The organism is Sulfurimonas sp. NW9, from assembly GCF_051132275.1.
Lineage (GTDB): Bacteria > Campylobacterota > Campylobacteria > Campylobacterales > Sulfurimonadaceae > Sulfurimonas > Sulfurimonas hydrogeniphila.
The window spans coordinates 1,095,730-1,110,009 of record NZ_CP093236.1 but is presented as its reverse complement, the minus strand read 5'-3'; the positions used below and the strand labels follow the sequence as shown (position 1 = coordinate 1,110,009).

At 36.9% G+C, this 14,280-nt stretch carries 19 protein-coding genes; 7 read left to right on the top strand and 12 right to left on the bottom strand.

Annotated features, from left to right (window positions below; all coding sequences use genetic code 11):
* Positions 1-154: 154 nt before the first annotated feature.
* Both MLC44_RS06340 and MLC44_RS06335 read left to right on the top strand, forming a co-directional pair.
* Positions 155-754, top strand: coding sequence for a DUF6166 domain-containing protein (locus MLC44_RS06340; protein WP_346388741.1), 600 nt, complete (start codon positions 155-157; stop codon positions 752-754).
* A gap of 11 nt (positions 755-765) precedes the next feature.
* Positions 766-957: a hypothetical protein gene (locus MLC44_RS06335; RefSeq protein ID WP_151900358.1), complete on the top strand. Its 192-nt coding sequence runs from the start codon at positions 766-768 to the stop codon at positions 955-957.
* Between the two features lies 1 nt (position 958).
* On the opposite strand, the gene MLC44_RS06330 is transcribed toward MLC44_RS06335, so the two are convergent.
* On the bottom strand, positions 959-1,462 hold the full coding sequence (locus MLC44_RS06330) for an ankyrin repeat domain-containing protein (RefSeq protein ID WP_151900359.1): 504 nt from the start codon (positions 1,460-1,462) through the stop codon (positions 959-961).
* A gap of 97 nt (positions 1,463-1,559) precedes the next feature.
* Between MLC44_RS06330 and MLC44_RS06325 the strand changes: the two genes are divergently transcribed.
* The 3 genes from MLC44_RS06325 (at position 1,560) to MLC44_RS06315 (ending at position 3,906) form a co-directional block, all read left to right on the top strand.
* Positions 1,560-2,759, top strand: a complete 1,200-nt coding sequence (locus MLC44_RS06325; RefSeq protein ID WP_346388740.1) for a tetrahydrodipicolinate N-succinyltransferase N-terminal domain-containing protein — start codon at positions 1,560-1,562, stop codon at positions 2,757-2,759.
* Positions 2,760-2,878: 119 nt separating this feature from the next.
* Positions 2,879-3,562, top strand: a complete 684-nt coding sequence (locus MLC44_RS06320) for a hypothetical protein (RefSeq protein ID WP_434658829.1) — start codon at positions 2,879-2,881, stop codon at positions 3,560-3,562.
* Positions 3,563-3,600: 38 nt separating this feature from the next.
* Positions 3,601-3,906 carry a flagellar basal body protein gene (locus MLC44_RS06315; RefSeq protein WP_434658828.1) on the top strand — a complete coding sequence of 102 codons (306 nt, stop codon included), beginning with the start codon at positions 3,601-3,603 and terminating at the stop codon, positions 3,904-3,906.
* Here MLC44_RS06315 and MLC44_RS06310 read toward each other — a convergent pair whose 3' ends face one another.
* The 11 genes from MLC44_RS06310 to MLC44_RS06260 form a co-directional block, all read right to left on the bottom strand.
* The gene (locus tag MLC44_RS06310) at positions 3,907-5,229 is read right to left on the bottom strand and encodes an SH3 domain-containing protein (RefSeq protein ID WP_151900363.1); all 1,323 of its coding nucleotides are present in this window, start codon (positions 5,227-5,229) and stop codon (positions 3,907-3,909) included. It abuts the gene before it with no gap.
* A gap of 9 nt (positions 5,230-5,238) precedes the next feature.
* Positions 5,239-5,898: a LexA family transcriptional regulator gene (locus MLC44_RS06305; RefSeq protein WP_151900364.1), complete on the bottom strand. Its 660-nt coding sequence runs from the start codon at positions 5,896-5,898 to the stop codon at positions 5,239-5,241.
* 221 nt (positions 5,899-6,119) lie between these two features.
* On the bottom strand, positions 6,120-6,242 hold the full coding sequence (locus tag MLC44_RS06300; protein WP_269138909.1) for a hypothetical protein: 123 nt from the start codon (positions 6,240-6,242) through the stop codon (positions 6,120-6,122).
* 3 nt (positions 6,243-6,245) lie between these two features.
* On the bottom strand, positions 6,246-6,716 hold the full coding sequence (locus MLC44_RS06295; protein ID WP_434658827.1) for a tRNA (cytidine(34)-2'-O)-methyltransferase: 471 nt from the start codon (positions 6,714-6,716) through the stop codon (positions 6,246-6,248).
* Positions 6,716-7,552: a formyltetrahydrofolate deformylase gene (gene purU / locus MLC44_RS06290; protein ID WP_434658826.1), complete on the bottom strand. Its 837-nt coding sequence runs from the start codon at positions 7,550-7,552 to the stop codon at positions 6,716-6,718. Before purU ends, MLC44_RS06295 begins: the two co-directional genes overlap by 1 nt.
* Positions 7,553-7,879, bottom strand: a complete 327-nt coding sequence (locus MLC44_RS06285; RefSeq protein WP_346388735.1) for a CiaD-like domain-containing protein — start codon at positions 7,877-7,879, stop codon at positions 7,553-7,555.
* Positions 7,870-8,118, bottom strand: coding sequence for a tetratricopeptide repeat protein (locus MLC44_RS06280; protein ID WP_151900368.1), 249 nt, complete (start codon positions 8,116-8,118; stop codon positions 7,870-7,872). The genes MLC44_RS06285 and MLC44_RS06280 overlap by 10 nt, the downstream gene beginning before the upstream one ends.
* Positions 8,119-8,129: 11 nt before the next feature.
* Positions 8,130-9,197, bottom strand: a complete 1,068-nt coding sequence (gene leuB / locus MLC44_RS06275; protein WP_151900369.1) for a 3-isopropylmalate dehydrogenase — start codon at positions 9,195-9,197, stop codon at positions 8,130-8,132.
* Positions 9,198-9,704, bottom strand: coding sequence for a 3-isopropylmalate dehydratase small subunit (locus tag MLC44_RS06270; RefSeq protein WP_151900370.1), 507 nt, complete (start codon positions 9,702-9,704; stop codon positions 9,198-9,200). It abuts the gene before it with no gap.
* 131 nt (positions 9,705-9,835) lie between these two features.
* Positions 9,836-10,624 (bottom strand): flagellar basal-body rod protein FlgG, encoded by a 789-nt coding sequence (flgG, locus tag MLC44_RS06265; protein WP_151900371.1) that lies wholly within the window; start codon positions 10,622-10,624, stop codon positions 9,836-9,838.
* Positions 10,625-10,773: 149 nt separating this feature from the next.
* Entirely contained in the window at positions 10,774-11,595 is an 822-nt protein-coding gene (locus tag MLC44_RS06260) for a flagellar hook-basal body protein (RefSeq protein WP_418641386.1), read from the bottom strand.
* 139 nt (positions 11,596-11,734) lie between these two features.
* On the opposite strand from MLC44_RS06260, the gene rpoD reads away from it, so the two are divergent.
* Positions 11,735-13,576, top strand: coding sequence for an RNA polymerase sigma factor RpoD (gene rpoD / locus MLC44_RS06255; protein ID WP_151900373.1), 1,842 nt, complete (start codon positions 11,735-11,737; stop codon positions 13,574-13,576).
* A gap of 2 nt (positions 13,577-13,578) precedes the next feature.
* A complete protein-coding gene (locus tag MLC44_RS06250) occupies positions 13,579-14,271 on the top strand; it encodes a hypothetical protein (protein ID WP_188110069.1) in 693 nt (230 codons plus the stop codon).
* Positions 14,272-14,280: the final 9 nt, after the last annotated feature.

The following is a 14,280-nucleotide window of genomic DNA, read 5'->3' as shown; positions in this document are numbered from 1 at the left end:
TTTTATCATGTTAGTTTGATTATTGGTACTTTTATTGCTTTTATCTCTTATATATGTTGTTTATCTTAACACCTCATAAAAATGAGTTTAAAGAAAAAGAGGAACAGCATTGCATTTTTAACATATAAGAGAAAATAAAACTATGGCATTAATAATGAACAACCATGTCTTCAAAGGGCATAAGACTTTACTGGGCAATAAATTTGTAACATATAAAGAACTGAACCTCCCGAGTCGTACCGATATATACCAATACGCCAAGAACGGTTTTGACTGGGGAAACACCTCAAAAGGTGCCTTGCAGCTTGCTTTTGCAATACTCTACCAACTCAGCAATAAAGAAACAGCACAGATGTATGCAAAAGAGTTTTGTGAAGATGTTGTCAAACAGCTTAATTCCCGCGACTGGGTTTTAGAAGCTTCAAATGTTCTTGCCTGGATGGATACGAATTGTACTACAGTTACTGAGATACAGCAAAAAAAACCAAAACAAAAAAGATTAAAACCTGCAAACAAAAAAATCAAAAAAGACAAATCAAATGTTGTCAAAGATATTTGCAAAGAGCTTCAAATCACACAAAAACAACTCGCCGAAGTCCTTGAAGTACCCGAAGGCACCGTCAGCAGCTGGGCTGTTAAAAATGAAATTCCCAGACTCGGCAAAAAAGCCATAGAATTTTATATACAAAATACAAAAAACCAAAAAATCGTTGACAGCTACAGAAGTTTTATAGAACTTCTGCAAGCATCATAACAAGGATACCCTTGAAACCAAAAGACGAAGTGACAAGAAGTTTGTTAATTGACAAAAACACATGGGATGAAGCGATGAAATACTCACGCAGTCGCTACAAAATGAGCCTGAGCAAAGTTGTTGAATCTTTGCTTCAGGAATGGCTTGCCAAAGAGAAAAGGAAACCTCTCGACAACACAAAACAAAAGAAGTTTTTTGAATAAACTACCTTGCATATCCGGTATTTTTAGGCGCAGTTTCATCATAGTCAAAAAGTTCGAGTATGCTCTTTTTATTCATTTTTCTGGCAAAATCTACGGCACTGAAACCTTTTAAGTCCCGTACATTTTTGTCGGCACCATGTTTTAAAAGAAGTTTGGCAATTTCAACTCTTCCGTAACATGCTGCACCCATCAATGCGGTAAAACCGCTTTTTCTTGTCGTTTCATTTACTTTTTTACCCTGCTCTATCAGATGTTTGACTATTTCAATTTTATCATAGGTAATTGCCATATCAAAAATACTGACACCTTCATCATCGCAGTCAAAAATGTCTGCCCCGTTGTTTATGAGCAGCATTATTGTCTCATCTGAGCACTGTGCACGTAATGCACAGGCAAGTACAGACTCTCCCGCCTCATTCTTTTGGGAAAGTTTCCCGCCATTTTTTATATGTTTTTTTATACCAAGATAATCATCGTTTTTTAGTAGTTCAAGCCAAGTGTTCAAAATATTCTCTTTTTATTTTATTATTTAAATTATATACTAAACTTCGTTAGTAGTTTTTAAGTATAATTGCAAATCAAATTAATTAAGTGAGAATTCAATGGACGTTATTCAAACAGCAGATGCATTTAAAGCATTGGTAAACAATATTAAAACAAACACAACCGGATACAAAGATCCTTTGGCTTTTGGTATAGCACGAGTAGACTTGGGACAGTTAAATGTCAACAAGTCTCTTCAGGCGACCTACCCGGTAATCAACTGGGATGAAAATTTTGGCAGTGCCGCGATTTTCATCCAGGCACTTGCAGATCAGGGAATTACAGTAGATTTTACACAAAATGAAGTCGTATGTGACATAAATTTACAGTTTTTAAAAGATTGTCTCAATGCTTTTACCCCTTATTCTGACGAAGCACACGGTGATGCACACAAAAACATTCAAGTAGTTTCAGCACTCTATTCTCAAATAGTAAACAACGGAAGTCTTGAAGGCGAATTCAAAGTATGCTTTATATTTGAAGATGCGCCTTGCGAAAGTGTAGAAGCAACCTATCTAAAACTGTATGCAATTTCTCTTGCAAAAGTAGGACTTCGCGAAATCAATCTTAACGGTGCCTTCGGTGCATTGCCGAATGTTGCATGGTCTAACGGACAACCGATAGAACTTGATTATTTACGAGAGTTTGAAATTGAACTCAAACTTGCAAATGAGTATCCGCATATTGATTTTGTAGACAAATTTCCAAGATTTTTACAGCACATTATTCCTGCAGACAATACACGTATACTTGACACTTCCAAAGTACGTTTCGGTGCACAGCTTGCAGCCGGGACAACTGTAATGCCGGGGGCTTCATACATCAACTTTAATGCAGGAACAACCGGTGTAAGCATGGTGGAAGGTCGTATTTCTTCTTCTGCGATTGTTGGTGACGGTTCTGATGTCGGAGGCGGTGCTTCAATTCTTGGTGTACTAAGCGGTACTGACGGAAACCCAATCAGTATCGGCAAAAACTGTCTTTTGGGAGCCAACTCTGTTTGTGGTATTCCTTTGGGGGATGGCTGTATTATAGATGCCGGTTTGGCAATTCTTGAAGGAACAAAAGTAGGTATTTACCCAACTGAACTTGAAAAAATCAGAGAAGTAAACAAAGGCATAGCTATTGAAGGGGAAATTTTCAAAGCAAAACAACTCTCTTTTTTCAATGGACTTCACTTCCGACAAAACTCTCTAACCGGAGAAATCACTGCATCACGATCTACTCGAGAAATTAAACTCAACGCTGACCTGCACTAGGTTTAGATAAATATTGAAGAACTGTTCTTCAATATTTATTATATTTTGGCACTTAGCTGCTTACACTCTGCTAACAGATTTTTTTTACAATACTGCAGATATCAACAAAAGGGGAAATCATGAAAAAAACTATTATCAGCCTGTCACTTATCACTACTGCCCTGCTTTTTGGAAATGACAATATCAATACGACACAGTTTTTAAACAGCGCGATTGAAGATGCGTATGACATACATGACACATTTAAGAACAAAACAGATACTCTGCTAAAAAGTGATGAAGCTTTACAGGCTTATGCCAAAGAAGTTGTAAATTTTGAATCAAAACTTGAAACATTTCCAAACAACAGCACAAAAGAATTTCAATCAACAAAAGATGCACTCAATGCCTTGGATGATGTAGAACAGTTAAGTACACAAATAACAGTACTGGCAAAAACAACAGCTTATCTTGCAGCACATCAGGCTGACAATACAAATGAGAGCTATAATAATACTATACAGACAATGTCAAAAACAATACTCAGACTTTCCGATGATATTGGCACTATGGCAGATAGAATTGGTGAAATGGCCGACAAAATTGGTGTAATGGCAGACAGAATTGTACAAACACAAGAAATTCAATCCAAAAACTACACTGCAACCCTGCAGTTATCTCAATATGCTATGAATCTGGCTTCCAACCAAGGCGAAGCTTCCCGTAATATGTCAACAAACAACTTAACAACTTCTATGTCAAATAGTATGCAGACTCAAAATATGAATCAAAACAATCCCCAGGGAAGTATTCCTATGCGCTAAAACTTTATGCTATAATTAGAACATATGAGGAGGCGTTTATGAGTATCTCAAATAATATTGCATCCATTCAGGCAAATACAAATGTCCTGAATGTCACTGCAAATAATATTGCAAATGTCAATACAGAAGGATTTGTCCCAAAAGATGCAAAAATATCCACTCAGTCTAATTCTTTACATGTAAACATAAGAGAAGCAGACAACAACGGTTCAAAAAAGAGTCAAACGGATTTGGCAAAAGAGATTCCTGCTGAAATTATTGCCCAAGAGAGTGTAGCAGTAAATGTCAATGTCATTAAAACCCAAAATGAGATGATGGGAACACTTTTGGATATAAAAACATAATTAACGGGTCACAATATTCATACTTTTGAGATTTTTTAAAAAAGAGGCACTCTCATCAAAATCAGACAAGTTGCTTCCCATTTGAAGAGTGCTAAAAACTGTTTTACCAATGATATATCTTCCCTCAACGCCATGCCTTAGTGTTTTTATGCCCCAGAGATTTTGAAAAACGACTATCTTGTTGTTTTTCGTTCCAACATACAAGGCTATATGCCCTTTTCTGTACAACAGAGTTTCAAAAGGGACTCCGTATCGTTGAATCATTTTTATTTTTTTCTCATCAGAGATATTTTCTAAAGATATGACTTTGCCTACTCTGCTTTGCTGATAAGAATTTCTTGGCAACCAGATACCAAACGGTGCAAAAAAATCTCTTAGTGTAGAAGAACAATCTCTCTGATTGTATATGCCACCCCATCCGTAGTTTACATGTAAAAGTTCGCCCATTACAAGATTGATGTTTTTTGCATTAAATTTCAGTATTCCCTTATGTCCGATTTTCCTATTGACTGAAGTGTTTACACAATAGGGTTCTTTCAACATGTATGCTGCTATAGTTAAAATGTGAAACTCTTTTTGATTTTGGCTGATGATTGGAAACATTGTTCCCAGAGTGGATTTAAATAAAAAATCTTTTTTGGGTGTATACAAAGGAACATTGTCCTGTAAAACAAATACCTGTTGTGCCTTTTGCCACATTTCTGCACATTTCCTGTCCATATAGACAATGTCTCGTGCGTGTACCCATCCGTAAGCAAAGCTGGACTTGACAAATACCCACTCTCTGTCTTTTGAATAGTGTGAAACAAAAAGCGGCTTATTCGCGGCAACGGTAGAGTTTTGCATGTAGTCAAAAGGAAAGCCCTCGCCTGCTTTATTCGGGTCTCTCAAAACCGGCCTGGTGGTAGGAAAAGCTCTGATACTCACCTTTCTCAGGGTAATTGCCTGTTTGTTTACACTGGAATAGGCTTCAAAATTAGAATTATTTTTTATTTGTTTAAAAAAACTATCATCAAGTGGCTGTAAATTTTCCCCATAACTGTTTGTTGCATCAAATAATTTATATGCCCACATCGCATTTTCTAACGGAATATCCATGCTGTCAATATTCCACGGCTGAAAATACATTGTGGCAAATTTTTCTAATGACGAAATATAGCCCTTGTTTATGGCATGTGCATACTCTGAAACATCTTGGGAAATTCCGCTCAAACCTTTGATATATTCTGCTTTTGGCAACTTCTTATGAGAAGCAGTCTGTGAGGTTGTCTGCGAACATCCACTTATCAGGACAAGCGCTAAAGATAAATACAGATACTTCAAAAAAATCCTTTAATCTACATCACCAAATCTGCTGACAACCCTGCCAACAACTTCAACCTGATTTGCATCAAGTGTTTGTGTACTATAGACAGAATTGTCAGAGATTATATCAAGTTTTCCGTCAATTCTCTTTTGTACACGTTTTATAAAAAGTCCTGCTTCGGTTCTTATGGTAAAAATACCGCCGCGATTGATATCTGTCTTGCTTCTGTTAATAAATACAATATCATTATAACTAAAAGTAGGCTCCATTGAGTCACCCGAAACATTAATAGCTTCTATATTTTGCAGCTCTTTTTCTCCACCGAGCATAAATACAAACTGCTCAGGAATTTCAAGCTCTTCTATCTCTTCAGACTCTATGTCACTTCCTCCTCCTGCACTGGCATTGATGTCGGAAAAGTATTTGACCATATAGAATTTATTTGTTGCTTCAACCAAACTTTCAGGAGACTGTCCATACAAAAGCCAGTTTATAGAGATACTTCTTTTGGCACAAAAATCCAGTAATTCGTTAAATGGAATTTTGTTACGTCTTTTCATTGTTGCAAAATTCATCTGCGAAATACCCAATACCGCAGCAACATCTTTGTCAAAAACTTTTTTCGGAGCAACTTCATCAGAGATAATGCTTTTAATCTCTTCTACTATATCCAAGAAACTATTCATTTTGAACCCTTTTTATATTGATTTGCAATAGTATAGTCTAAAAATCAAAGAATGTCAAAAAATATTTGGCAATTTGAAATATTTTTTATATTTTTTTTGAATTGTTGTACTATTAGTACATATTTATATAAAGGATGAAAAATGTCATTACTTATAAAAAATGCAGAGAGTTTGTTTGAAAAGTTTGAAAATCATTTAGAAAAATGGGCAGAAAAATTATTTTAGGATTTGAGATCTTTGTCTTTTTCACGTTCTTGCGATTTTGTTTTGTGATAGCCGGCAAATATAAAAACCATAAATAAGACAAACAAGAGTGTCATAACTGTATCAACCAAACTGTTCATTGCTTACTCCTCGGTAAAGGTAGAATAATTTTGACGGATTGCATCATAAAGAATTATTCCCGTGCTGATAGCAAGATTAAGACTGCGCCCGTCTTTTGTCATAGGAATAGTTATATTTTGTGCTTTATATTTGGTTAACAGATCTTCCGGTATTCCTTTTGTTTCACTGCCAAAAAAGATATAATCACCTTCTTTGAATTTGGCATCAAAATAGGGTTTGTCCGTTTTTGTTGTAGCAAAATAGGCATTATCCGTTATATCGTTACATGTAAAGAATTCATCAATACTTTCCCACACTTTCAAATCAAGCTTATTCCAGTAATCAAGACCTGCCCGACGAACAGCTTTTTCATCTATATCAAAACCTATAGGTTTAATTAAGTGCAGCGAAGCCCCTGCATTGACACAGAGTCTGCCTATCGCTCCGGTATTGTTTGGTATTTGCGGATGTACCAATACTATGTTGAATGCCATTAAAAAATTACCGTTCTGTTTGCATAGGTAAAAATTCTGTCTTCGAGAGCCAGTTTCAATGCTTTGGAAAGAACTACTTTTTCAACATCTCTGCCGGCACGCTGCATATCTTTCCAGCTGTAGGCATGTGTTACATGGATTGTCTCCTGTGCGACAATAGGCCCTTCGTCAAGATTGTTGTTTACAAAGTGTGCTGTTGCTCCAATGATTTTCACCCCTCTGTCATAGGCTTGTTTATAAGGATTTGCACCTATGAATGCCGGTAAAAACGAATGGTGTATATTTATGATTTTATTTTCAAATGTTTCAACAAATCTTGGTGTCAGGATTCGCATATATTTTGCCAGAACTATAAAATCAACTTCTTTGTAGCTTTGAATAGCCTCAATAATTTTACTTTCATGTTCCTGACGCTCCAATCCCTGATGAGAAATCGTGATATAAGGAATATCAAACTTTTTTACAAATGATTCCAAATTATCATAATTGGAAATAACCGCTACAATATTTGCCTCAAGTTCACCCGCTTCATGACGGATCAGAATATCGCCAAGTGCATGAATCTCTTTTGTTGCCATTATTATGATGTTTTTTTTCTCAGGTTTTACAATTTTTATGCCGGAGTGTTCAGGCAATACTTCGTGTAAAGCTTTAAGCAGTTCTGTATTATCAACATTCCCGTCAACAACACTACGCATAAAAAACTTGTTGCTCTCTCTGTCAACAAACTCACTGTTGGACAGAATATTCAGATCATAACTGTAAAATATACTTGAAACTTTATGTACAAGTCCTTTTTCATCATTTGCATCTATTAAAACTCTATATTGACTCATCTACAGATTTCCTTTTTCCAGCTTTTCAACACGGGCGTCTATTGTTGCCAAAGTATATTCTAAAAAGTTAAGTGTCATGTCTACTTTGGCTTCAATATTTGCATTATTTGGCGCTTGAAAACCTTCAAAAAGGACCAAAAGCCTCTCTCTTATGGAGTTCAAATAAATCAATTCACTTTCCATGGATGTATGCGCATCATCTTTTTGCTGCGGGCGTTCTTCGGTTTCCTCAGCAAAAGTTTCCTGTTGCACTTCTTTTACACTCTCTTGCGGCAGTTCATCTTCCATTTCAGCCAGTGTTGACAATATGACATCTTTTAGTTCCATGCTTTTAATAACCACCTTTCAAACTCTTTGAACTCAACTTCGGAATCCATCTTTAAAAAATACTCTTTCATTTGAACATTTACATGTAAAAACTTTTTTCTCATACCGGAGAGTCTTCGTATAGCAATTTTGGCATCACTGTTATTTGGGTCTTTTTTTAAGACTTCCTTATAAATTTCCAATGCCTCTTCTTTTAAACCTTGCAGTTCATAAATATTTGCCAAAGTCAGAGTCTGCATATGAAATCAGCCTACTTTTCTATGTAGTTTGCAATAATTGAGCCCATTTCACTTGTTGAGCAGACTTCTTTTGCATCAAACTGAGCCAAGTCACCTGTTCTGTAGCCTTCGCTTAATGTTTTTTTGATGGCATTGTCAATTTTGTTGGCAGCCTCTTCTTCATTAAGTGCATATCGAAGCATCATTGATGCAGAAGAAATAGTTGCTATAGGATTTGCAATCCCCTGTCCTGCAATATCAGGGGCTGAACCGTGAATAGGTTCATATACACCGATTTTAGCACCGATGGAAGCGGATGGCAGCAGTCCTATGGAACCCGAGAGCATACTTGCCTCATCACTTAATATGTCGCCAAATATATTTCCTGTAAGCATTACATCAAACTGTTTTGGATCGCGGATAAGCTGCATAGCGGCATTGTCCACATACATGTGAGAAAGTTCTACTTCCGGATACTCTTTTGCCACTTCTTCAACAGTTTCTCTCCATAACTGGGAAACATCCAAAACATTTGCTTTGTCGATGGAACATACACGTTTACTGCGAGTCATTGCAATTTTAAATGCCTGATGGGCAATACGCACGATTTCATCGCGTGTATATACCATAGTGTTCCAGCCTTTGGTTGCATCGCGTCCTTTTGGCTCACCAAAATAAATACCGCCGATAAGTTCGCGAACTACCATTAAGTCAACACCGCGGACAACTTCCGGCTTTAATGAAGAAGCATTAACGAGTTCATCATATACAACTGCCGGACGCAAATTGGCATACACACCAAGCTCTTTTCTAAAACGCAAAAGACCGCTTTCAGGACGCTTTTCACGTGGAAGAGTGTCCCATTTTTCACCGCCGATAGCACCAAAAAGAACAGCATCGGAATTCAATGCTCCGGAAATTGTCTCTTGAGGAAGCGGATCACCTGTAATATCATACGCACATCCGCCCATTAATAAATCTTCATATTTCAGAATAAACCCGCTGTATGATGCAACTGCATCCAAAACTTTTACAGCCTCGTCAATAATTTCAGGACCAATTCCATCACCTTTTATCAGTGCTATTTTGTATGATTTCATCTATTTTTTTCCTTCTACTTCATTTTTTGCAAAGTTCATTAAACCACCTGCATCTATCAGCTCCTGCATAAAAGCAGGGATCGGAGTAAACTTATATGTTTTATCTGTACTTTGGTTTGTGATTGTGCCTGCATTCATATCAATACTGATTGCATCACCCTCCTGAATCTCATCTGCTTCTTTAAGTTCAAATATAGGCAGCCCCATATTAAATGCATTTCTGTAAAAAATTCTGGCAAATGTAGGTGCAATGATGGCAGCAACACCGGCAGCTTTTAATGCAATCGGTGCATGTTCACGAGAACTTCCGCATCCAAAATTTTCGCCTGCGACGATAACATCCCCGGGAGACATTTTATTTACAAATTCAGGATCAGCATCTTCCATTACATGTTTTGCCAGTTCTTCTGGTACTGAAGTATTTAAATATCTTGCAGCAATAATCAAATCGGTATCTATATCTTTTCCAAATTTCCAAACTTTTCCATTTATGTTTGCTTTTTGCATCTAAAATCCTATTGTTTTTACTAAATAATTTTGCGATTATATCTAAAATGTTATATGAAGTTAATTAAAAAATAATTTTACAAAAGAACTGCATTAATATTAACAAATATCAATGCAGTTGCACAGCTATGTTATCGCTTGAGATTGTTTGTAGTTTGAAGCATCTCGTCACTGGTGGTAATGATTTTTGAATTTGCATCATAGGCACGTTGACCGGTAATCAAATCTGTCAGTTCAACTACCAGTTCAACATTACTGAGTTCCACAAACCCCTGTCTCAGTGTCCCGAGCCCATCAATACCGGGAATCCCTTCAACCGGTTGTCCCGAACTGTCTGTTTCAAGATAGAGATTGTCACCCATGGCATGCAAACCGGCCGGATTTATAAAATTTGTTGTTTGAATCTGTCCTATCTGTGTTGCCTGCGTCTGCCCGGGCTGAATCACTGTCACTGTTCCGTCGGTACCGATATTGATATTTGTCGCATCAGGAGGAATTACAATCTGTGGTACCAGTGTGTATCCGTCACTGTTGACAATCGTTCCGTTTTGATCTATTTTGAAAGAACCGTTTTTAGAGTAAACCTGTGTCCCGTCAGGCAGTTCCATTTTAAAAAAACCTCTGCCCGTAATAGCCAGATCCAGATTGTTATCTGTCTGCTTTAAAGATCCTTCGGAGAATATTTTATTTATTGCCGTCGGACGGACACCTAAACCAACCTCAATTCCGGTAGGACTTTTGGTTGTATCACTGGTTGATGTTCCTGCATATTCCATCACATGATACATCAAGTCAGCAAATTCTGCACGGGATTTCTTAAACCCAATAGTGTTCACATTGGCAATATTATTGGCCGTCGTATCAATTTGTGTCTGCATCCCCAACATTCCTGTTGAAGCTGTATAGAGTGATTGCATCATTTTGTTCTATCCTTAATTTTATTTCATAAAATGAAGGGAACCGTTTGTCCCTTTCAGTACGCCAAAAGAAGTAATTCTTTTAGCTGCGTTAACACTGGGTTTCCTTCGGCAGGAAGCCCACGCAACTGGTTGCTCTTAAAAAAGTCATGTTATGCTTTTTTCGCAAGTTTTTCTATTGCGTCTCTGTTCATGTCATTCATTTGCGCGTCCATTACCTTTTGATACATTCCTACGAGTCTGTTTGTTTCTATTAGCTGTGTCATCATTTTTACTGCATTTACATTGCTTTTTTCCACAAAACCCTGTCTGACTGCACCGCTTTGTTCAATACTTGTCAAAGAGTCTGTATTTGGAAGTTTATAAAGGTTGTCACCCTCTTTGATAAGATCTTTGATATTTTCAGGCTGGGCAATGAATAATTTTTTATTCTCCACCAGAGAGAGACTGTTTGGAACATTGGTAAAAATCTGCCCATTTTTATCTACTTCTATAACACTGTCCATTGTCGCAAAACTGATTCCCTCTTTTGACTTCTGATAATCACTTGGAAGTACCTCATACCCCTGTTTGGTAATGAGCTTTCCTTCATCATTGAGGGTGAAAGCACCGTCACGGGTAAGGCGTATGCCCTCGGGGGTTTTTACTGCAAAAAACAATCCCTCTCGAGAAAGTGCAAAATCCAAAGAGTTTGAACTTTTTTGCATATTTCCAACAGAATAGTCAGTATAAGAGTCTACTATCTGCGGTGCCCGTGTCATTGTTCTGTTGAGAAATGCCGCACCCTCTTTGGAATTGTCACTATTTGGAAGCTCATCTCTGGCCTCTTTATACAGCCGCATAAAATCACCGACAATAAGCTGATCTTCTTTAAAACCGTTTGTATTCACATTTGCCAAATTATTTGCAATGGTATCAAGTCTGTTAAACTGCGTTACCATCCCGGCAGCAGAACTGTAATAGCCTGTTTGCATTTATTGCCCCTGTATTGATTTACATGTAATAAGCAATGTCCGTTCCAACAAAATTTTATTCAGAAAAAAGCATCTGTTAAGAATATTTCGGTATAATCCACCTTTTAAAAACCTTAACTCAATTGGAGCACCCTCCCATATGACAGCAAAAGAACTCAACAAAGCTTTAGAGACCTTTTTTGAAGAGCACAAGTCCAAAGATTGTGTCACTTATGAATCTTTAATCGAATTTTTTGACAAACAGCCTACAGCTGCTCAGGCAAAAAATATTTATAAACTTCTCCAAAAACACAAAAAATGTATTTATACATCCAGCGAACATGCTAAAAAACTAAATGACCAGGAAGCAGAAGCACGCAGAAGCGCCCAGCGAAAAATGCTCGAAGACAATGAGACAGACAAATTTGATATTTTAAAAGAGCATGAACTTCTTGAATGGTCCCGCTCAGATTCTCCTGTTCGTATGTATCTTCGGGAAATGGGACAAATTCCACTTCTGACAAAAGAAGAGGAGATTGAAATTTCTAAAAAAATAGAAGCCGGAGAAAGCATTATTATAGATGCCATATGTTCTGTTCCCTATTTGATAGATTTCATTCTAGACTACAAAGAACCTCTTATTAACCGTGAAAGACGCGTCAAAGAACTCTTTAAAAGTTTTGAAGACGAAAAAGATGACGGAGATGATGATACAGATGATGACTCTGCAGAAAAAACATTGTCTGTAAAAGACAAAAGCAGAGTTGAAAAAGTATCTACAAGTTTCAAAGCTTTGGAAAAAGCGAAAAAAGACTGGGTAAAAGCCACAGAAAAAGCACCTGAAAATCTTGACGGAGAACTTACAGAAGAAATTGTGCATTACTACTTGACTGTAACATATAAAAAATCTGTACTCAAAGAAAAACTTCTTGACCTCGGACCTACTTCAAAGCTGATAAATGAATTGGTAAAAGCAATGGAAACAACACTCAAAAGTGATGAAGGGTACGATAAAGAGTTGAAACGTTTAGAGTACAAACTGCCTCTTTTTAATGCCACATTAAAAGCAAATCATAAAATTTTAGTGGAAAAGATTCAGGATCTGACAAAAGAAGATATTGCCAATATGGTTCCTGAAGCAACAATGGTTTCAACCTATATGGAAATTAAAAAACTGGTACAGACAAAAGAGGCTTCAAAAAACAGCTTTGATATGGAACCGGAAAAACTTGCTGATATTTTAGAGCAGATCAAACGCGGTAAAAATATCTCGGAAATTTCCAAAACAAAAATGGCAAAATCAAACCTGCGTCTTGTAGTTTCCATTGCCAAGCGCTATACCAATCGCGGTTTGCCTTTCCTCGACCTTATCCAGGAAGGAAATATCGGTCTTATGAAAGCAGTTGACAAATTTGAATATCAAAAAGGATACAAATTTTCAACCTACGCAACTTGGTGGATTCGTCAGGCTATTTCCCGTGCTATTGCCGATCAGGCCAGAACAATCCGTATCCCTATTCATATGATTGAAACGATTAACCGTATCAATAAAATTATGCGTAAACACCTGCAGGAAAACGGAAAAGAGCCGGATGTTGATACAATTGCACAGGAAGTCGGCTTATCAGTTGAAAAAGTCAAAAATGTCATCAAAATCACCAAAGAGCCTATCTCTCTTGAAGCTCCTATCGGCAGCGAGGATGATGGCCGTTTTGGGGACTTTATAGAAGATAAAACATCTCTTTCTCCTTCTGATGCAATTTTAAAAGATGACTTGAGAATTCAGATTGAACAGGTTCTTGAGCAGTTAAACGAAAGAGAAAAAGCCGTTATCAAACTCCGTTTCGGAATTATGGATGATGAGAGTGACAGAACACTCGAAGAGATTGGGAAAGAACTCAGTGTAACCCGTGAACGTGTTCGTCAAATTGAATCAAGCGCCATCAAAAAACTCAAACATCCTAAAGTTGGACGAAAACTCAAAAACTATATCGAAGAATAATGATGAATATGACATTGGAACAAAAATGGATAGAAAACGATTATAATCCATTTATTTTATTCCGTTCTAATGGAAAAATAATTTCTCTCAATACAGAAGCTCAGTTTCTACTGGGATCTGTCCAGCCCAGTGAACTTTTTAATCTTGCCCAAACCTATGCCAACATAACCTTTGGCTTCAAAACAACCTTTTTGGAACTGGAATACGGCAGATATAAATTTTTTGCCATTACGGTCGGCTATGAAGACGAAGAGTGTATAGGTATCAAACTCTACCAGGCACCAACCTACAAAATAAATACAAAAAAACCTGACGGTGAACTCACAAATATATTTACGATTACAGATTTGTGCATTGCTTCAAATTCCATCAGTTCGGAAATAAATTTTATTAAAAACTATGACCCGACTATTCCTGATGTTGTTGTCAATGCCAACAATTTAATCAAATTATTAAATTTTATATACAAAGCATCTCAAAAAAGCAGAGTTATTGAAACAAAAATTTCCTATATTGTTGGAGAATATATCAAGTTTCATGATAAAAAATATGGTCTTTTTTCTATCTCCGTTATAGCGGACAACATTGACAGTGAAATGTTGCCAGACATCAAAATGCTCGCTGATAAATATGATTTTTATGTAGAAATTACTAAAAAATCAATATCCATACATCTTCCAATCATAACACACTGATCTTTGCCC